This window comes from Candidatus Cardinium hertigii (genome assembly GCF_050864855.1).
Taxonomy (GTDB): Bacteria; Bacteroidota; Bacteroidia; order Cytophagales; family Amoebophilaceae; genus Cardinium; species Cardinium hertigii_C.
Genome location: NZ_JBOZWW010000056.1, coordinates 79944 through 99208 on the forward strand (window position 1 = coordinate 79944; position 19265 = coordinate 99208).

The 19265-nt window shown below is 35.9% G+C and carries 16 protein-coding genes; 10 read left to right on the plus strand and 6 right to left on the minus strand.

Annotated features, from left to right (window positions below):
- Window positions 1-15: 15 nt before the first annotated feature.
- From ACRRVB_RS03275 to ACRRVB_RS03305, 7 genes are all read left to right on the plus strand, one after another.
- A complete protein-coding gene (locus ACRRVB_RS03275) occupies window positions 16-222 on the plus strand; it encodes a hypothetical protein (RefSeq protein WP_432466551.1) in 207 nt (68 codons plus the stop codon).
- A 33-nt stretch (window positions 223-255) separates the two neighbouring features.
- On the plus strand, window positions 256-891 hold the full coding sequence (locus ACRRVB_RS03280; protein WP_432466552.1) for a nicotinamide mononucleotide transporter family protein: 636 nt from the start codon (window positions 256-258) through the stop codon (window positions 889-891).
- Window positions 892-1428: 537 nt separating this feature from the next.
- Window positions 1429-2982, plus strand: coding sequence for an Rne/Rng family ribonuclease (locus ACRRVB_RS03285; protein ID WP_432466553.1), 1554 nt, complete (start codon window positions 1429-1431; stop codon window positions 2980-2982).
- 370 nt (window positions 2983-3352) lie between these two features.
- Window positions 3353-4792 carry a hypothetical protein gene (locus ACRRVB_RS03290; RefSeq protein ID WP_432466554.1) on the plus strand — a complete coding sequence of 480 codons (1440 nt, stop codon included), beginning with the start codon at window positions 3353-3355 and terminating at the stop codon, window positions 4790-4792.
- Between the two features lie 215 nt (window positions 4793-5007).
- A complete protein-coding gene (locus tag ACRRVB_RS03295) occupies window positions 5008-6336 on the plus strand; it encodes a hypothetical protein (RefSeq protein WP_432466555.1) in 1329 nt (442 codons plus the stop codon).
- Between the two features lie 126 nt (window positions 6337-6462).
- The gene (locus tag ACRRVB_RS03300) at window positions 6463-7146 is read left to right on the plus strand and encodes an SIMPL domain-containing protein (RefSeq protein ID WP_432466556.1); all 684 of its coding nucleotides are present in this window, start codon (window positions 6463-6465) and stop codon (window positions 7144-7146) included.
- 235 nt (window positions 7147-7381) lie between these two features.
- On the plus strand, window positions 7382-7888 hold the full coding sequence (locus tag ACRRVB_RS03305; RefSeq protein WP_432466557.1) for a CvpA family protein: 507 nt from the start codon (window positions 7382-7384) through the stop codon (window positions 7886-7888).
- A gap of 149 nt (window positions 7889-8037) precedes the next feature.
- On the opposite strand, the gene typA is transcribed toward ACRRVB_RS03305, so the two are convergent.
- The 4 genes from typA to ACRRVB_RS03325 form a co-directional block, all read right to left on the minus strand.
- Window positions 8038-9855 (minus strand): translational GTPase TypA, encoded by a 1818-nt coding sequence (gene typA / locus ACRRVB_RS03310; protein WP_432466558.1) that lies wholly within the window; start codon window positions 9853-9855, stop codon window positions 8038-8040.
- 213 nt (window positions 9856-10068) lie between these two features.
- Window positions 10069-10776 carry a RadC family protein gene (gene radC, locus ACRRVB_RS03315; RefSeq protein WP_432466559.1) on the minus strand — a complete coding sequence of 236 codons (708 nt, stop codon included), beginning with the start codon at window positions 10774-10776 and terminating at the stop codon, window positions 10069-10071.
- Between the two features lie 13 nt (window positions 10777-10789).
- Entirely contained in the window at window positions 10790-11056 is a 267-nt protein-coding gene (gene rpsT, locus ACRRVB_RS03320) for a 30S ribosomal protein S20 (protein ID WP_432466560.1), read from the minus strand.
- 409 nt (window positions 11057-11465) lie between these two features.
- A complete protein-coding gene (locus ACRRVB_RS03325) occupies window positions 11466-12185 on the minus strand; it encodes an ankyrin repeat domain-containing protein (RefSeq protein WP_432466561.1) in 720 nt (239 codons plus the stop codon).
- Window positions 12186-12623: 438 nt separating this feature from the next.
- Here ACRRVB_RS03325 and ACRRVB_RS03330 point away from each other — a divergent pair, with 438 nt between their 5' ends.
- Entirely contained in the window at window positions 12624-13601 is a 978-nt protein-coding gene (locus ACRRVB_RS03330) for a zinc dependent phospholipase C family protein (RefSeq protein ID WP_432466562.1), read from the plus strand.
- 201 nt (window positions 13602-13802) lie between these two features.
- Here ACRRVB_RS03330 and ACRRVB_RS03335 read toward each other — a convergent pair whose 3' ends face one another.
- Window positions 13803-14507, minus strand: coding sequence for a hypothetical protein (locus ACRRVB_RS03335; RefSeq protein ID WP_432466563.1), 705 nt, complete (start codon window positions 14505-14507; stop codon window positions 13803-13805).
- A 468-nt stretch (window positions 14508-14975) separates the two neighbouring features.
- Between ACRRVB_RS03335 and ACRRVB_RS03340 the strand changes: the two genes are divergently transcribed.
- On the plus strand, window positions 14976-15785 hold the full coding sequence (locus tag ACRRVB_RS03340) for a glycogen/starch synthase (protein ID WP_432466564.1): 810 nt from the start codon (window positions 14976-14978) through the stop codon (window positions 15783-15785).
- A gap of 78 nt (window positions 15786-15863) precedes the next feature.
- Window positions 15864-18527, plus strand: coding sequence for a UvrD-helicase domain-containing protein (locus ACRRVB_RS03345; RefSeq protein ID WP_432466565.1), 2664 nt, complete (start codon window positions 15864-15866; stop codon window positions 18525-18527).
- Window positions 18528-18750: 223 nt separating this feature from the next.
- Here the strand turns inward: ACRRVB_RS03345 and ACRRVB_RS03350 are convergent, their stop codons facing one another.
- Window positions 18751-19026, minus strand: a complete 276-nt coding sequence (locus tag ACRRVB_RS03350) for a hypothetical protein (RefSeq protein WP_432466566.1) — start codon at window positions 19024-19026, stop codon at window positions 18751-18753.
- Window positions 19027-19265 lie beyond the last annotated feature (239 nt).

Here is a 19265-nt window from a genome sequence, read left to right on the forward strand (position 1 = left end):
ATAGGATGTAATCATATGCAGCAAAATACAATAGCACTAAGGTTAAACATTACTGAAGTAAATGTAATTATTAAAGCTTTGTCTGAAAAGCCTTTTCGGGAAGTATATGAATTAATAGGAAAGATTCATGCGCAATCCAATGCACAACTCAAATCAAATTGCACGCAACTTCAAACCAATAAATCCATTGATACCCATGATTTACATGATAAAGGATCGTGATATATTTTTAATTTTATCTATTCTTGCTTACCTATGCACATCCCTCAACTTTTAGTAGCTACTATAGATGTAGTACAATCGCTTATCTATCACCCACAAAGGTTATTAGAATTTATCTTAGTAGTTGTATCCGTTTTTGCCCATTTTTTAGAAACACGTCAAAACATTTGGAGCAGAATTTTAGCCTTTCCTATAGCTTTAACCAATATCTATGTTTACTCGGTTAGGCAGCTTTATGGAAAAGTAATCTATAGTATCGTTTTTATATTCTTTAATGCATATGCTTATCTAAGATGGAAAGGAACCTTGCATCGAAAACCGCTACAAGTTAGTAGAATATCTTATAAAATGCTTTTATCTATTACTGGCCTGAGTATGTTGGGTAGCATGGTGTGGACCTTTATAGGACATATATATTTTAATAAAGCCCCAATTCTATCTACATATGGCGATACTTGTTATATGTTTTTGGGTTTTATGGATAAGTGGCTGATGTCTCATAAAAAATTAGAACGATGGGTCGTTACCATTTTTCGTTATATCATCTTCTCTTTGGCCTGCTATCAAAAGGGTGCCATCATACTGAGTATACACTATCTGATTTTATCAGTTATAGGGATTTATGGTCAAATACAATGGTACATATCGTATAAATCAATGAAGATATAATTGGATCTGCTTTGAATAGGTACCATACATAAGATCATATATTAAGTTTAGATTAGCTGTTGAATCGTTGGCTTGAATCTAAAAACCTGCTTTATGGTACCGATGTATGGCTATAATCATTATAAGCATGCATGTAATTAGAGAAAAAAACAGTAAATTCGAGGGATTAATCTCCAATGCCTGAACCGTATTGGGATTTTAATGAGGTTTATCGCATAAGTCAATAGACCTTATCAAGTATAAATGAATAGTATCCTCTTATGCAACAGCATTTATAACGCAGGGGGGGGCTATTCTAGAGTGGTATATAAATATAACTTACGAAATCTTAGTAAAATGCCTTGTGGTAGGAAAAGAAAAAGACAAAAGGTAGCTACACATAAGCGTAAAAAGCGTCTTAGGTTAAATAGACATAAAAAGAAAAATAGATAGCACTTAAGTGCCAAGAAGCATTATTATCTACTTTGCTTAACTATTTATTAAATAGGCTGCTGATTGCTTTCTAAGTTTTTGTAAAAGCGTAAACAAAATGAGCACGTGGGTAACGAATTAATAATTAATAGTACAGATAATAATTGTAGAATAGCACTTCTAAAAGATGGGAATATTTTTGAATATCAGGTAGAAAAAGAAGATAACAAATTCAAAGTAGGCGATATTTATTTGGGAATTATTAAAAAAGTAGTCCCTAGTTTAAATGCAAGTTTTGTAGATGTAGGATACAAAAAAGATGCTTTTTTGCATTATTTAGATCTTGGTCCGCAGTTTAACTCTTTAAAAAATGCGATTCAAGTAGTTAGGCATCAGCAAGGTAATGTGAAAAATCTCATTGATTTTGTAGTTGAGCCCCCTATAGACAAGCTTGGTAAAATTGGAGATGTACTGACAAAAGGGCAAGAAGTATTGGTACAAATTGTCAAAGAGCCTATTTCTAGTAAAGGACCTCGTATAGCTTCTGAGTTAACTTTACCTGGTCGTTATATGATACTTATACCTTTTGTAGATACGATTAGTATTTCTAAAAAAATTACAAATGCTGAAGAAAGAGATCGACTACACCGTTTAATTGCTTCTATTAAGCCAAAACATTTTGGCGTAATTGTGCGTACGGTAGCAAAAGGGATTGATGTCGCTACATTAGACAGAGATCTCAAAGATCTTATCAATAAATGGAAAAAAGGAATAGAACAGTTGGTTCATGCATTACCCGGGGAAAAAGTTATAGGTGAGGTAAATAGAGCCTATACTATTTTACGCGATATGCTCAACGAGTCTTTCGACAGTATTGTTGTGGACGATCAACTTCTTTATACTGAAATAAAACAGTATATACATACAATTGCACCCGACAAGGAGAAAATTCTTAAACTTCACCAAGGTAAGATTAAGCTCTTTGAACAGTGGGGTATAGAACGTCAGTTGAAAACTCTTTTTGGCCAAACCGTTGGTATAGAGGGGGGGGGCTATTTAGTGATTGAGCATACTGAAGCGATGCATGTTATTGATGTAAACAGTGGCAATAGGGCATTAGATGAAGAGGGGCAAGGAAAAATGGCTTTGAATGTTAATTTAGCCGCAGCACAAGAAATTACACGGCAGTTGCGTTTGCGGGATATGGGGGGCATTATTGTAGTGGATTTTATAGATATAAAGGACATAGAAGATCGTAAGCTTCTTTATCAAAAAATGAGGGAGCTTATGAAAGAAGATCGCGCCAAAACTTCTGTTTTACCATTGTCCAAGTTTAGTATTATGCAAATCACACGGCAACGGGTGAGACCAGAAATGAATGTAGTTACAAGAGAACTTTGTCCATCTTGTAATGGAACAGGAAAAATTGATGCTTCTATATTGGTTTCAGAAAGAATTGAAGAAAACTTGCGTCTTGTTTTGATGAATCAAAATGAAAAGGGCATAAGACTTTTAGTTCATCCTTATCTCTATGCCTACTTTACTAAAAATTTGTTCTCTAGGAGATTTAGATGGTTTATAAAATATGGTAAATGGGTTACGCTGGTTGAAGATTCTTCAATGGCGGTAACAGATTATAAACTTGTCAATCGAAATCAAGAAGAAATAGAGCTTTATTAGTGCTTTTTATACATTTATTACCAATGGTTTTGACTTATTAATAAGTCAAAACCATTTTTTATGCGCTTTATAAGTCAGAACAAAGTATGCATACATCTTATTTGCTAAAATAAAAACATCTGTTTGGCTAGATGGTTGTGTTAAGCTTGTGTAATTCAAAAGGAACCATTACATTAATAGTGAGCATAATGAAGAGATAACGTAATTAAGAATTAACAAACCCACAACCATCTACAAACTAAAATAAGTTAAGGTGTGCTAGTTGTATTATGAACAGCTAACGTAGTTGGCTTATTTTTTGATTTTTTAAGCGCTACGTCCAACTTATATAAACGCTAAATGAGGTAAAAGCAATAGAAGAGATAATGTAATGAACAATAAAAATTATAGCGGCCACTATGCATCTGAACGTAGCAAAGCCTCCAATTTATTAACAGCTATTTTAAGTATAATTTTTTGCTTATTTACCCATTCAAGCAACGCAAAAGATCAAAAAATTGAAAATCTTTTTACAATTCTACAAAATACAAGGAACTTTTGCAAAAAAATATTTAAAGGAAGTTACACTTTAAAAAATTTAGATTATCAAGGGCTCTATGACCTCCAACAGATAGGAATAGAAGGTGGTGTCGTCATATGCAACCTAAAAAATCAAACGCAAAATGGTTCTTGTGTCGGTCTGCTGGGCCAGGCTAGGCCACAACCGCTCTACGGTGATCCCCTTATTGATCCAATCATCGATGATCAGCCAACATTTTGGCCATATGATTTGGCTCATCAGATCTGGCACAAAGGTAGTCTTATATCTTATTTGCAACAACCCGACACCCAGATAAATAGCGATGCTCCCGCTACTGCTACAAAAAAAACAATTTTACCAGATCAGAATAATCTATTGCATGATCAGCCTGTAGTTACAGATGCGCTATTGGAAGAATTGCTGGGTGTTCACACACGTACCACTCATGCGGAGCAAGCGAAAAGTATATGGGCTAAATTTTCATTTGATTGCACCCTAGGCGTTGGCGCTGTTTTCTATACCAACCGCTTGCAACACATGCAGTTAATCCAAAGGCAAGACAATACTTATTTCCTTAGAAGTAAGACGAATCAAGTATATAAGCCAAATTGGTTCCACCATACGCTTGATAAAGTCACCGACTTTGGTCCATTTGAAGCATATGGTCGCAATGAAAAGATACAATTTCAAGGAAAAGGATTAGGTCTGCCTATTACATTAGGGATACAATATCTTTGTGGCCAACGACTGTTTATAGGTTTGGGTAGAGAAATGATCTTTAATGCTACCAGTAGATTGACTCTTGATCACAACCACATATCCGATAAGGCCTACCGTATGCATCAAAAATGGTCTGCACAGGGAAGATGGTTTGCCAAATGTGGGTGGTATGCCTTTGATAATGAAAAGCATAGATTTTTTGGCGATATGCGACTATTTTATGTGCATCATTTGGGTAATAAGTTGGCTAGGTTGGTAACCTTTGGCCCCTACTTGCATCAAACAGTTGCCTATAATTTTGGTGTGGGATACGAGCAGCAGCTGACGGATTACCTTTCATACACCATGCGTTTTGCTATGGAATTGCAAACATTTAAACAGTTTGACCATAAAAATTACAATATTTACTACAGACAACCCGCTATTTATCTCCAAGTCGGTCTTTCTATGCGATGTACCAAGTGTAATCGTCAGAACCATTTAAATAATAAAGCTTGCCATACTAAAAACCATACATTAAACGACCCAAGCAAGTTAGACGGCCTACAAGATTTGCTCGATTTAGATTAATCCTTCCTTATCAATATTTGTTTATTCCAATCATATTTATTATAATATGTGCAGCTCTTGTGAAGCTGGTTCAATGTTTGTAAAAAACGCATAGCCACTGGTTAAGCAAGTAGCTAACTTTTCAGCCTCTTTGATTGTTAAAGGGACTTAACAAAACCTATAATTAATTTTATTACCACTTTAATTAACGCATACCACTTTAACATATTATTGCTATGAAAATTAAAATCGCCTTACTTGGCTTATTCTTTGCCAACAGCATCATGCATCCTATATATGCTGATGAATATGTAACTCAATTAGAGGCGGATGAAGTAAGTATCAATCCGATCATTGAGCAAGATGATGTAAAAGTAGAAGCAGCTCAGGAAGAAGCTAAATCTAAAGATTTGATAAAATTGGGTGCTGCTATTAGCATGAGCCCTGCTATGGTATACCAGGAAAAGAGGTGGTCCTCTCAAAATAGCATTGGTGCAAAGCTAACCTTTAAGGCGGAGGTGCCAAACGCTTGGTGCAACAAAGCTGCAGCTTTTAATATAGCTGCTAGTTGCAAAGAGAAAAAAACTACCCTTAGTAGTGCTACTATTACCATTGGAAAAATGACAACGATTGGCTATGGTTCTACTATTTTTTCTTATGAAAAAGCAGCTGATGGGTTACTTATTTCTCCAGGTGGATCTGTGTTACAAATAAAAAATGAGCATACTTTTGATTGGTTTCGAATTGGCTATGCCATTGAGAAGCCTATTGCATTGCAAGTAGGACTGTTTGATAAAAATCAACCGGAGGAAAAAAAATCAGCATCAAAAGAACAGGAAAAGAAAAAAGAAGGACAAGGAGAGCAAAAAGACGATAAAGAACCAAAAGAACCAAAAGGTATTCGACCTAATAAAGTCGATCAATTAACAGAGAAAGAACGTTTTTTTAAAGTTCAAAACAATTTCCCATCCCTTGGTGTAAACCTAAGCGTCATTAGAGATGACCTTAATATTGGCCTGAGTGGCTTATTCCGTTTTTCTGATTACACACATAGTACTAACCCTGATGCGCAAAATTTGCCTAATAACTTAGCGTTTACTTGCGGTGGCCATTTAGGTATTCAGTATCAAGTGATACCTAAAAAGTTTACCATTACAGGACAAGGCACTTATGTATATGGTTTGGGTGATTACCTACCGCCTCTTGCTGCAGTTCAAAGTGATAGAGATCGTGAGGAAATGTGTGCCGCCTACTATATAGATAAGGACAAAAATCACTTGTCTTTTATAAATGCATGGGGCCTTGGCGCTGCTTTAGAATACTGTGTAACACCTAAGTGGACGCTATCTATAGCAGGCTCTTATCTTGCTACTCTAGAAGATTCACAAAAGCCTGGTTTCGCATTTCTTAAGCAATGGAATCTAATTCCGCAAGTAGCCTATAAGTTCAATAACCACTTCACCTTTTCTGGTGGGTATGATGTAAACAGGGAGTTCAGGGTAAATGAGACAAAAGATAAGGCACCTGTACACAAATTTTCTGGGGGTGTAAAATTTAGCTTGTAATATCACTAGAAGCGATATGGTTCAGAATGCTATTTAAAATTCAGTGGTGTAGAGATGGGGTTTACCTAGTTTTAAGGTGATAACCCATAAAACTAGCTATTACCCCTAACTATACATTAAATTACTATGCATAAGAATATAATAAAAGCCACTGTAATCCTAAGCTTAGGATTCGTCGTAAGCAGTATTATTTTTGTTTTAGGTCTATACTACACCCGTTCAAGGGTGGTAGCATCTGTTAGCGTAAAAGGGCTTGCAGAAAAGGAAGTCGATGCCAATCTAGGTATATGGACGATTCCGTTTGAGGCAGTAGATAGTGATGTAGAGGGCGTCAATAACAAAATAAAAAAGCAAACAGAAATATTACTTGCCTTTCTAAGGCAACAAGGTTTTGTAGATAAAGAAATTATACATGGTACCCCAGAATTTCGTTATCTTGGAAAAAACGAGGCACAGCCTGTTGGGAACTCCATAAAGATGGAAGTCGTTGTACATACCTCCAATGTATTTTTACTATATGAAACTGTACAAAAATCTCAAGAGCTAATGAAACTGGGTGTGTGCCTATCTTATAGATGGGATGGGCCAGCTAAATTTATCTTCACAGATTTAAATAAAATTAAACCATCTATGATCCGAGAGGCTACTATAAACGCAAAAAAAGCGGCAGAGCAGTTTACTGCTGATGCAAATGTTCCTTTAGGAAAGTTGCGTAACGCTTCTCAAGGTGCTTTTTCTATAGAAGATACTTATATCCCTACTAAAAAACGGGTGCGTGTGGTAACACAGATGCAATATGCTATTCAATAAAAGCATACCCATTCGAATGGTTTCGTTTATTATTTTGCTTGTTTGGGTTTTGGATGAAGTTTTTTCTTGTGATGTCTCCCAAATACCTAAAAATATAACTTGATTACCTTATTGGTTTAGATTGAAAAAAGATTAAAATTAAGTATTGCACCATTACCTAAAAAAAATGGTGTAATACTTCTTCTAAAGCTATACATTGAAATAGATATTTTTTTAAATTGATGCCAATAAAACTATGAATGGTTTGGATGTTTTACTGATTATACCTCTTATTTGGGGTAGCTATAATGGGTTTAAGAAAGGCTTTATGGTAGAGCTAATCGCTTCCGCTCTAGTAGTATTGGGTTGCATAAAAGGTGTACCTATGTTTTATACATTGCTCCCTATTATAAAAGAGGAATTACCTGCTTTAGCTACTTATCTTCCTATTTGCTTGGCTGTTTTCATGCTCTTCATAGGAGGAGGCGTCATTTATTTCCTAGTCAAATTAATAAGAGGCATTTTAGTGATTGGTCTGCTAGGTATATTTGATAACCTACTAGGGGCACTATTTGGGTTGTGTAAAGTAGCATTTTTTATCAGTTTGTTGATCTACTGTTGCCGGCTTCTAGGACTTGCTACTTTGTCCAGTATTTATACAGATAATAGCCTATTGTTTCCATTGTTAGAAGCTATCGTTCCAAAGATTTTACAGTCTGTTATACCTAACCTCTACATCTGTTTAGCGGATCGCTTTCATTAAAAGTGGAATCTCATTTATCCCCTCATAACGCGCTATACATACAATCTAAGCAGCGATTATTGCTATGCGTTTAACCATCTAGGAATGGTACTGCAAGAAAACTTATCTAAAGGTGTTTTTGGAACTTTTTTGATTTTTTGTGTTAAAAACTAGTAATGTGATTTAGCAGCTCTTTTTCGCTGATTAGGATCTAATATAGCTTTTCGTAAGCGGATAGATTGCGGTGTAACCTCTACACGCTCATCATCTTTTATATAAGTAATCGCTTCTTCTAATGTCATCGCAACCGGTGGACTTAATCGAATAGATTCGTCTGAGCTTGATGCGCGCATATTTGTAAGCTGTTTCCCTTTTAATAAGTTTACTTCTAGATCATTATCTCTATTGTGTTCTCCTACAATCATCCCACCGTAGACCTTTTCGCCTGGACCGATAAACATTTTACCTCGGTCTGCTAAATTAAATAGGGCATAGGCAACTGCATCGCCCATACCCATTGCAATCAGTACTCCATTGCGTCGTCCAGCAATGGTTCCACGATAGGGACCATAACTATGAAAGGTCCTATTCATAATACCAGTACCTCTAGTTTCAGTAAGAAAAGTGCCATAATAACCAATTAAACCACGTGATGGCCCAACAAAAATAATACGTGTTTTGTCTCCACCTATTGGACGCAGGTCTCTCATCTCTGCTTTTCGCACATTCATAGATTCAATTACAGCACCTGAAAATGCATCATCTACTTCTATTTGTATTTCTTCTAATGGTTCTAATTTTTCACCATTGGCTCCTAATTTAATTAATACGCGAGGTCTACTGATGGAAAGTTCGAATCCTTCTCTTCTCATTGTTTCTATTAAAACCCCTAACTGTAATTCACCACGTCCTGCTACTTCAAAAGAATCTTTATTAGCGCTTTCTGTTACTTGAATCGATACATTTGATTCAAGTTCACGCATAAGCCTATCACGTAGGGCATTAAAAGTAACCTTATTCCCTTCTTTTCCAGCGAGTGGAGAATCATTTACTGAAAAATTAATGGCCAGTGTAGGTGGATCTATAGGAATCGCAGGTAAAGCTTTTATCACGGTAGGTGCGCAAATAGTATCCGCTACGTTGGCCTGTTGCATCCCTGCAATCGCAATGATATCACCAGCATATGCTGTTTCAATGGGTAGATGTTCCATGCCCCGGAAAGCCATAATTTTTGTAACCTTGCCATTTTCTACCACTCCATTGTCTTTGTTTAGTGCTTTGATGGCCTGTTGTACTTTTAAGCTACCTGTAAAGATACGTCCTGTCAGCATACGGCCTAAATAAGGGTCATATTCCCTTGCCGTTATAAGCATGGAAAAATCACTATTTAAATCTACAGTTGGTGCCGGTACATGGTCTAAGATTAGATTAAATAAAGGGGATAGATCTTTTCGTTCACCATCTAATGTTCTACTGGCCCAACCTGCTCTGCCAGAAGCATAGGCAGTAGGAAAGTTAAATTGCGCTTCTGTAGCTTCAAGTGCTATAAAAAGTTCTAAAATTTCATCTTCTACTTCTTCTACACGTGCATCCGGACGATCAATTTTATTCACGACTACAATAGGACGTAATCCCAGCTTTAACGCTTTACTTAAAACAAACTTCGTTTGGGGCATGGTTCCTTCTGCAGCATCTACCAATAAAACCACGCCATCTACCATACTTAAGATGCGTTCTACTTCTCCACCAAAGTCAGCATGACCAGGTGTATCTACAATATTAATACGGGTATCTTTCCAAACTAAAGAGGTACACTTGGCCAAGATGGTAATGCCACGTTCCCGCTCTAAATCATTAGAGTCCATAACCCGATCGGCTACTTCTTGATGGGCTCTGAATGCGCCACTTTGCTTTAATAAGTTGTCTAATAAGGTAGTTTTCCCGTGGTCTACGTGTGCTATAATGGCAATATTACGTAATGGTTGCATGAAATATTTTAGTTTAATGGCCGCTTAGGCTACTAGTAGTTTTAAATAACGTTAATGAAAAAAAGTGGTCCATCTATTATCGTTTATTGCGCTTTATTGTGACAAGAAGGCAATAAGCCTAAAGATATCGATTAACTTCTTATAAAAATAATTGAGAAGATTACAACATATCTATAGGTAGAATGGTTACGTGCATTTTTGGCACCTTCGGCCTCAAAGCAGTCCTTCATCAGAAAAACTAAAATAGTTTCTGTCTGTAAATATAATATGGTCTAAAACAGCTATATCAAGCAATTTCCCAGCTTTGTCAAGCGAATTGGTTAATGCGATATCAGCAGTACTCGGAGCGGTATTGCCGGAGGGATGATTGTGCGCCAATATAATAGAAACAGCTTGATGGTCTAGCACCAATCTAAATAAAAACTTAGCATCTACAATAGTCCTACTAGTGCCTCCACTGCTAACTTTTATCTTCTTGATGAGATAATTTGCTCTATTGAGCAAGAGAATCCAAAACTCTTCTATAGATTTATCCGTTAAATTTGGCTGTAGTAATTTATAAGCTTTAGAAGAACTGTTGACCAGTTCTTTTTTTCGGAATGGCTCATCGGTTCGCCTACGCGTAAGTTCCATAGCACAAACAATAGCAATTGCTTTTGCTGCTCCTATACCCCTAAATCGCTGTAATTCTTGTACAGAACGTTTGGCCAGCTCTTGAAGACTATTGCCATTCGTTTTTAAAATATGTTGTGCCAATACCACCACACTTGTATTGCGTGTACCAGATCCTATAAGGACAGCTAAAAGCTCTGCATCGGTTAAGGCTGCTGCTCCTTTTTGTAGTAGCTTTTCTCTTGGCCGATCTTCAGGCGCCCAGTCTCGAATCTTGAGCGGAGCTGTTCTATACATGTGTGATGCCATATCACTTAAGCGATTAGGCTACAGTTGCAGTTAACCTATTGACATATTTAGCCAGTTTGGCTTTACTATTTGCACTTTTATTTTTGTGCACAATGTTTTTTGCTGCTAGTTTATCTAGCATAGAAAAAACCTTAGGTAACAACTGTTCTGCAGCGGTTTTATCTGTAAGTTTACCCACCTTTTTCATAAAGGTTCTACATGTTTTTAGCTGATAACGATTGCGAAGATACTTCGTATGACTTGATCGTATGCGTTTTTCAGCTGATTTATGATTTGCCATATGAATGGAATTAAATATTTAAATGCTTGCTTTGGGTACAAGATACTACTTTTTTACATATCATTCAATTATTTGATGGCCAAGATAGGACCAGCCAAAGCGCTGCTATTTTTACAGATTATATCCTAAAAAAAATTGCTATATTAATGTCAATTAGGGATTGTATTTATTGTAAATCAGTTATAATATATTATTTATAGATTTTTTTTCTCTTTATTATTGCATAGGCTGAAATACTGGCCTATCATATACACAATACAATTATAAATATTTCCATCGCCAGCATGTTCTATGTGACTAATATTTTTAACTTGATTGATAATAGTTTGAATGATGGATTGCTTGCGAAGCATTCGTTCTAACGTAGAAAAATAGCTGGATAATTTCGAACGAAGCGTACTTTTGTTTTTTAAAGTTTTTTTAGAGCTATTTTTAATAGGGTAACGCATTTTGAGTGGTTATGAATCATGGCCAATTTAAGTGGCGTATAACCACCTTCATTTTGAGTATTTATTAAAATATCTTTAACGGCTAGTAACGTTTTTACTACTGCTCTATGCCCCTTACAGGCTGCGATATGCAGGGGCGTAACACCATATATACTTTTTGCATTAACATTAATATTGGATTGTTCTAACAACACTTTCACTGCTGCTACGTGACCTTGTTCGGCTGCCAAATATAATGGATTACGCCCAACATAATCTCCTAAATTCACACGAATATCTCTAGCACATAGTAGTGCTTTTACTACTTCTACGTGACCTTCTTTCGCTGCGATGTGAAGGGGGGTACCATTATGCTTATGCTTTGTATTGACTAAGATATCTGTTCGTTTTAACAACGCTTTCACTACTGCTACGTGATCTTTTTCGGCTGCCAGATGAAGAGGAGAAAGATTAGCATCATTTTTCGCATTTACATCAACCGTTGGATTTTTTAGTAAAGATTTTACCCTATCTATATCACCATTTTTAGCTGCTACATGTAGACTGGTATCACTTTTTTTTACCAATGAATATGGCTCAGCATAACCATAGACCGGAAGTAAAAGAAACAGAAAAATCCTATACAACATTGCTTCTATACTAGAAAAGTGAATATATGGGGTGTGTTTTGTATACATCATATGTAAAATGATTTAATATGGTTTGTAATGGGCTATTTTATTGGCTTTAATCTGTACCTATATTTAATGTAAGTAAAATTAGAATAAAAAAATATTCTATGCACAAAAGTTGCTTGCCATTAGAAATATAATAATATATCTGATTACTATTTAGTATATGATAAATTTTTAATCATCGTTTTATCGAAGAATATATGTTAAATACATTGATTATTAGCTGTTTGTTTTTAAGTCAAAAGCTTAATAAAATAAGTTTTGTTATAAATTTTATAATTTTATTATCAATATAAAAATTTTTTGATACTGAACTTAGGTTGTATTACGATATACGTTTGTTATATTCAAAATCGATGGGCTTAAGAATAAATAAGATCGCATTACATAGTGGCATAGTCTTTCCCATTTGATGGGTGCATTACAATTTTCTTGTTTAGAACAATGAAAAAAAAATTCGTACTTATTCAAACCATTTATTGGTTTTGGATAACCTTTTCCCTTCCTTTAGAGGCTTGGTCTTGGGGTTTTTTTGCACACAAGCAGATTAATCGGTATGCTATTACTACGCTACCGCCAGCTATGTTTGCTTTTTATAAACCCCATCTAACATTTTTAACTGAAAAATCTATAAATCCAGATAAACGTAGATATGTGGTCAAAGGTGAAGCCTCAAAACACTTTATAGATATGGAGCATTACCAAGCTGGTCTATTGGGTCGACAAAAGCTTTTATTTGAAGAAGCTGTTGAAAAGTATGGTGCTAGAGCGGTAGAGGCACATGGTCAACTTCCTTGGGCTATACTCCATGTACACAAGCAATTAACAGAGGCTTTTAGGCAGAAGAATATTGCTAAAATTCTAAAAAAATCAGCAGATTTAGGCCATTATATTGCCGATGCGCATGTTCCTTTACACACTACACAAAACTACAATGGACAAATGACGGACCAAGAAGGGATTCATGCTTTATGGGAAACCCGACTCCCTATTTTATTTTTTGATACCTATAATCTTTTTGTTGGACAGGCGGTTTATATAAAAGATCTGTTTAGCCATATTTGGCATATTGTGTTGGCATCTCATGAATTGGTTGAAGAGGTATTGCATTTAGAAAAGGAGCTTTCAGCACAATATCCTATGGTAGCAAAATATAGTTTTGAACAAGATGGCCAGCTACTCAAAAAAGAATATTCAGTTGCATTTGCCACTATCTACCATCAAGCACTACAAGGACAGGTTGAAGCACGTTTGCAACAGTCGATTAAAGAAGTAGGAAACTTTTGGTTGACGGCTTGGATCAATGCAGGATCTCCAAATTTAAATGACTTTAATGCCGATCTACCGATTCAAGATGCAGAAGACGAATCGGTACAAGAAAGTAGCCCTTTAGAAGGAATTAGGGAGTGTGGAGGCGAATAAACCAGTTTGCTGGACTTAATGAGGTTCTGTGGCCTTTGTTTCTTATGGATATTATCTGCGCTATAAAAATAAATTATCTCGGGAATTGTATGGCTTATAAATTTTTGCACGAATAAGGAAAAAAGATAGATAATCAAGGTAATATCTATACCAAATAAATATATACGCCACAGAACCTTAAAATTAGAAGTAGATTTTACGTTATTTACGCCGTGATGTGAAAAAATTCATAAAACGTATCCCCTGTTTTTTAGATGTTGATGATGTATTTTGATGAATAGGCTGTTTATTTTTATTACTTTCCTCTTCCTTTTTACAATCTATTTCCTCATAAATAGGCTCTTCATGTTGGTTCATATCGATTCCATTTTGATAAATAAGTGCTTCACTTTTATGCGTTTGCTCTGGATGTATCGGGCTTAGCTTTTGATCAGTATCCTTTTGATGGCTACTATTGCTCCGCGGCGTTTCATAATAAGACTCTGTATCAATAATCTCCTCATAAAAATTCTCGTTATCAGTGGAATAGTAACCATTAAGTTTGTCAGAAATAGGCTGAGGTTTGTAATCAATAATGTCTATATACATAGGCTTTTCTTGATTGTTTTCTGTTTTTTTTGCTTTTTTTTCTAGTCCTTCCGTTGAATCTAGGGCTATTTGTGTTGAGGCAATAGGATCCCATGTAGTCGTCCCTTCGTTTACATTATCTAGCTTCTGGTGAAATAGATCAAGATCAATATTTGATTGGTTATCATTTTTTTCATATGTATGTGCTAAAACAGATTTGGTGCGTTTTGCTTGTATAGAAACATCTAAGCATTGGCCTTCGTCTTGCATCAATCGTTTATTACTTTGATCGGTTGTACTTGCATAGTTTTTTAATTCTTTTCTATCCCTTGTTCCCATTAAAAAATGTCTTTGTGTACTTTGATCGAAGCATGCAACTGCAAAAGATCCTATAGAGGTGTATATTACCGTACTTTTAAATAAAAAATTTATGTTTTTTTGCATTGCTTATGTTTTTAAATTAAACTAGATGTTAAAAAATGATGCTTCCCCGTATATATACCTTGGTATAGATTTTCCCTTTCTCCTAAGTTAATAAAATTACAATTCAAATTCAATACATAATACCATTGCTAACCTCGTTCCCCTTAATATTAAAAATTGCAAAAAGCAAAGCTGTAAAGTTAACAAAAATTATGTTGTCAATCTATTGCAACCCTTTTAGATTGTAGCAATCTATTTGCATTTATAAGAAATTAAAATAAAAAATTATTGAACATGAGTTTTTAAAAAAAAAAGAAAAAACATTATATTTAAAGCTAGTTTGCTAAAATGCTTGTTTTAATCCGACCTTTAAAAGTATCTTCCATGATGTCTCTACAAAGGATACTATATGTAGCAAGTGAAATAGCTCCTTTTTTGGAAACTTCCCTTGTCTCAAATTGTGTACGTAGGCTGCCTGAAGCCATGCAAAGCAAACAGATAGATGTACGAATTGTAGTACCTAAATTTGGTACCATCAATGACCGGATGAATAGGCTACATGAAGTGTTGCGTTTATCAGGTTCTATTGTCTCAGTAAATGATGTAGATCATTCTATTTCTGTAAAAGTAAGCACGATACCTAATACCCGATTACAGGTTTATTTTGTAGACAATAACGATTTATTTGGCAGTAGAAGATCGGTTTTTAAGGATCAAAATAATAATTTTTTTGAGGACAATGATTCGCGCATGATTTTTTTCTGCATGGGTGTAATGGAAACCCTTAAAAAATTAGAGTGGGAAGCAGATATTGTACATTGTCATGATTGGATAACGGCTCTTATACCTATCTTTTGGAAAAAAATGTATCAAGACCATCCTCTTTTTACAAAAGCTAAGCTTGTTTTTACGATTTATAATAATACTTTCTCGCACCATTTTCCCTTTCTGGCAGAAAAGATAGAAAAGCTCGGTATTGCACCGAAAGATGCAGTATTATTGACCCCTGGTGGTTTTCAGAACATCATTCAATTTGCTATGGACTATTCTGATCTGGTATTGCGTGGCGAAACACTTGATGCTGTTGAATTTGAAGATTTTTTAAAAAAAAACGAATTGCCTTGGGTGCAAAATGATGATCAATATAACGAAGGGTATTTTGCAGTATACAAAAGCCTACTCTTACCGGCCTAATGGAATCGAACCCGTATAGCCATCTTTTGAACAGATCAAAAGAATATATGCAGTTATATTCATCTAGTGGCTTATCAAATGAATGCTATGGCTCAATTGCATATTTATCGTGCTTCTGCAGGTGCTGGTAAGACCCATATATTGGTAACCCGTTATATTCAATGGGCTTTGCGTTATCCAGATGCTTTTAAACATATTTTGGCGGTAACCTTTACCAATCGTGCTACCCAAGAGATGAAGCAACGCATTTTAGCCTATTTGTATAGCTTATCTATTGGAGAAGCTACCGTTTTACAAGCAACGTTATGCCAGGAAGGATGGACCTCTGCTCAGCTAAAGGTACGCAGCAAGGAGGTATTGTCGATGATGGTGTATCACTATGGTGATTGCGCGGTTACTACGATTGATCGTTTCTTCCATAGAATGGTTCAGTCCTTTGCCAAAGTAGTCGGCTTACAGCACCATTTTTCGGTTGAAATGGATGAATCATTGGCTTTAAAAGAAACCATAGAAGAGCTACTGACCTTAGATGATCCATTTTTGCAACAATGGATGGTAGATTTTGCCCTTACGAAACTATTGGTTGGTAAAAGCTGGAATATTAAACGCAACATTCAGGAGCTAGGTAGATCACTTTTTGATGAAGGGTTTAAGCTACATGAAAAAGCGTTATTAATCGCTTTTCAGCAACAAGAAGCATGGCCCCAATTTCTGTTGGCTACACAAGCATGTGTCCATTCTTTTGCACAAAGCATGCAAAAAATCGGTCAAGCCGCCTTGACCATATTGCACCAAGAGGACCTTTCACCAACAGATTTTACCTATGGTACCAAAGGGGTAATAGGTTATTTTTTAAGATTGGCTAGTAAAAAAGGGTTTGCGCCAACCAAACGAGCTATTATAGGAAAAAATAATCTAACCAGTTGGTATAGGGAAAAAGAGGATAATGCCCTTTCTATTGCTAGGGTAGTGGAGCAATTGCTCCATCCTTTGCTTGTAAAGGCTATAGATTTGTATGAAAGAGAGGGTTTGGCCTATAGAACAGCGCTAGTAGCTGCCCGTTTTACCTATGCTTTTGGTATGATAGGTGCATTGCTCATAGGGTTGGAACGGTATCGATCTAAAAACAATGTCTGTTTTATGTCAGATATTGCTGCCTTGCTTTACCAAGCCATTCAGGAAAGCGATGCTGCTTTTTTATATGAAAAAACAGGCCATTCATTTCATCATTTTCTGATAGATGAGTTTCAAGATCTTTCTCTTTTTCAATGGATGAATATCAAACCATTGTTGCGTAATAGTCTGGCCCAAGGCTATAGTAGTCTATTAGTGGGAGACGTCAAACAATCTATCTACCGTTGGCGTGGCAGCAATTGGAAACTTTTGAACCATCAAGTAGAAGCAGCCTTTAAGGAAAGTACCCTTCATTATTTAACGACCAATAGGCGCAGCCAAGAGGCTATTGTATTATTTAATAATTATTTCTTTAAAACGGCTGCCAACCGGTTGGTGGAGTACCTTGAAAGCAGCTCTAATTTTCATCCTATTGATGCATTGTCACATGAATGGGCCCAAATAAGGCGAGCCTATAGCGATGTGGTCCAAGAAACCAATGGGCAAAAAGGAGGCCATGTAGAATTGTACCTGCTTCCCTCTGACCAAATAGATCCAGCAGGTCATCTTATGCATTGGAAAGTCCATGCGCAAAAAAACTGTATAGATCTGCTAGAACAGTTGCAAAAAGAAGAGATCCCAGCAAACGATATAGTCCTATTGGTGCGCAATAATAGTCAAGCCGCTTTGATAACCAATGGCTGGCAAACCAGCCATCCCACTGGTCCTTATGCGGTACGGTCGGATCATGCCTATGCTTTATGGAGTCATATAGCGGTAAAAGTATTGATCCATGCATTGTATTATCTTAATGATGACGATGATCTAATCAATAAAGCAGCTTGGGTGCAAGCCTATTTGCATTGCATAGACCACGATTTGGCCATTGGACATCATGATAGATTTTATGGCGTAGTAGATGGTGCAACTGAAAATGTATTCCCCGAGCGATTTTGGGTACAAAAAGACTTTTTAAAAAATTTATCTGTCTATCCTTGTGTGGCGCTACTGATCACTTCTTTATTTAAAAATCCTTCTGATTTTAAAGATGTTTTATCTTTTTTTCAAAGTGTTGTTTTACATTTCAGCCTTACAAAATCCGCTTCTATAGCAGACTTTTTGGTTTGGTGGGAAAAAAGAGGAGGTGCCATACAACTGCCTACAGGTCATCATGAAAATGTGGTTAAAGTAATGACCATCCACCAATCTAAAGGGCTTGCATTTAAAGTAGTCATTATCCCTTTTTGTAATTGGAATTTGGATCATCCACCACAAAATGGACCCATTTTATGGTCTATCGACCAACAACCATCGGCCCACTTTCCTATATGGCCTATAAGTTATGGGGTAGATTTAAAAGAAACCCATTACGCCAAAGCCTATTACCTCGAGCAGATGCAAGTCCATCTAGACAACCTAAATTTACTTTATGTTGCTTTTACAAGAGCAGCGGAACGGCTCTATGTGATGGCACCCCATCCAGCGCAAAGCGAAGCTATAGATAGCGTTGCGGATTTGATCTACCAATCATTGGCAAAGGACCAAAGCAACCCACTGTTTAAAGACAAATTGCCCTTAGCTATAACAGTAGAAAAAGAGGCTGGAGTGACTAAGCTTTGCTTTCGGTAATGAGACTTTATCTGCTTAGCTATTTTTCCATATTCCTGAAACAAAAAGGCCCTGTGTAAAAACCTTTGTTTACATATAAAAAAACAGTTGATTAAAATAAAAGGGACGAGAGCGCTTACCGCTTTTTTTTTAGCGGAAAGTGGAGTTCTTTTTGCAATTTTTACACAGATCTTTATGGTTTGCTTGATCAAGAGGCAAGCAAACCATAAAGATATAAATGGCTTTAAGTGCTATTTCTAATGGCTTGTTCAAAAATTGTTTTGTCCTGTAATATTCCAGCTTTAAAGGAGGATTTCCAGTTGGATGGCATATCTAATTTATTTAATTCATCATCTAATTTATCTTGAGTAATCTCACCAGATATACCTTGTTTGTAAAGTTTAAGTATTTTTTTGTATAAAGTCCCGATAAGTCTAGCGTTTTCTGATACGTTTGGTTCATTTTCACTAAATGTACCATACATAATTTTTATCGCATCATCCGCATCTTTTTTTGGCAAGCCTATCAAACGTATTGAGACCGTTGTTATAGATAGTTATTATAATTTTTGATAAGGTTGTAGTTGTATTTTTTGTAGTTTTTATGGTTAAGGATGCATAAATTTCATTATTTATTGATTTTCAAGTTAATATTTGTATATTTTAGATATACCATCCCCCTAAAAACCCTTTAAAATGATATTTGGAGCTCTATATAAATTATAGGCTATAGATTCCATAACATGTTGCGTATGGGTTT

Coding starts and splice junctions, on each gene's coding strand:
- ACRRVB_RS03340 (WP_432466564.1), top strand. CDS start 14,976: ATGATGTCTCTACAAAGGATACTATATGTAGCAAGTGAAATAGCTCCT.
- ACRRVB_RS03280 (WP_432466552.1), top strand. CDS start 256: ATGCACATCCCTCAACTTTTAGTAGCTACTATAGATGTAGTACAATCG.
- ACRRVB_RS03335 (WP_432466563.1), bottom strand. CDS start 14,507: ATGGGAACAAGGGATAGAAAAGAATTAAAAAACTATGCAAGTACAACC.
- ACRRVB_RS03330 (WP_432466562.1), top strand. CDS start 12,624: ATGAAAAAAAAATTCGTACTTATTCAAACCATTTATTGGTTTTGGATA.
- ACRRVB_RS03275 (WP_432466551.1), top strand. CDS start 16: ATGCAGCAAAATACAATAGCACTAAGGTTAAACATTACTGAAGTAAAT.
- ACRRVB_RS03345 (WP_432466565.1), top strand. CDS start 15,864: ATGAATGCTATGGCTCAATTGCATATTTATCGTGCTTCTGCAGGTGCT.
- ACRRVB_RS03305 (WP_432466557.1), top strand. CDS start 7,382: ATGAATGGTTTGGATGTTTTACTGATTATACCTCTTATTTGGGGTAGC.
- ACRRVB_RS03295 (WP_432466555.1), top strand. CDS start 5,008: ATGAAAATTAAAATCGCCTTACTTGGCTTATTCTTTGCCAACAGCATC.
- ACRRVB_RS03300 (WP_432466556.1), top strand. CDS start 6,463: ATGCATAAGAATATAATAAAAGCCACTGTAATCCTAAGCTTAGGATTC.
- radC (WP_432466559.1), bottom strand. CDS start 10,776: ATGGCATCACACATGTATAGAACAGCTCCGCTCAAGATTCGAGACTGG.
- typA (WP_432466558.1), bottom strand. CDS start 9,855: ATGCAACCATTACGTAATATTGCCATTATAGCACACGTAGACCACGGG.
- ACRRVB_RS03325 (WP_432466561.1), bottom strand. CDS start 12,185: ATGATGTATACAAAACACACCCCATATATTCACTTTTCTAGTATAGAA.
- rpsT (WP_432466560.1), bottom strand. CDS start 11,056: ATGGCAAATCATAAATCAGCTGAAAAACGCATACGATCAAGTCATACG.
- ACRRVB_RS03290 (WP_432466554.1), top strand. CDS start 3,353: ATGAACAATAAAAATTATAGCGGCCACTATGCATCTGAACGTAGCAAA.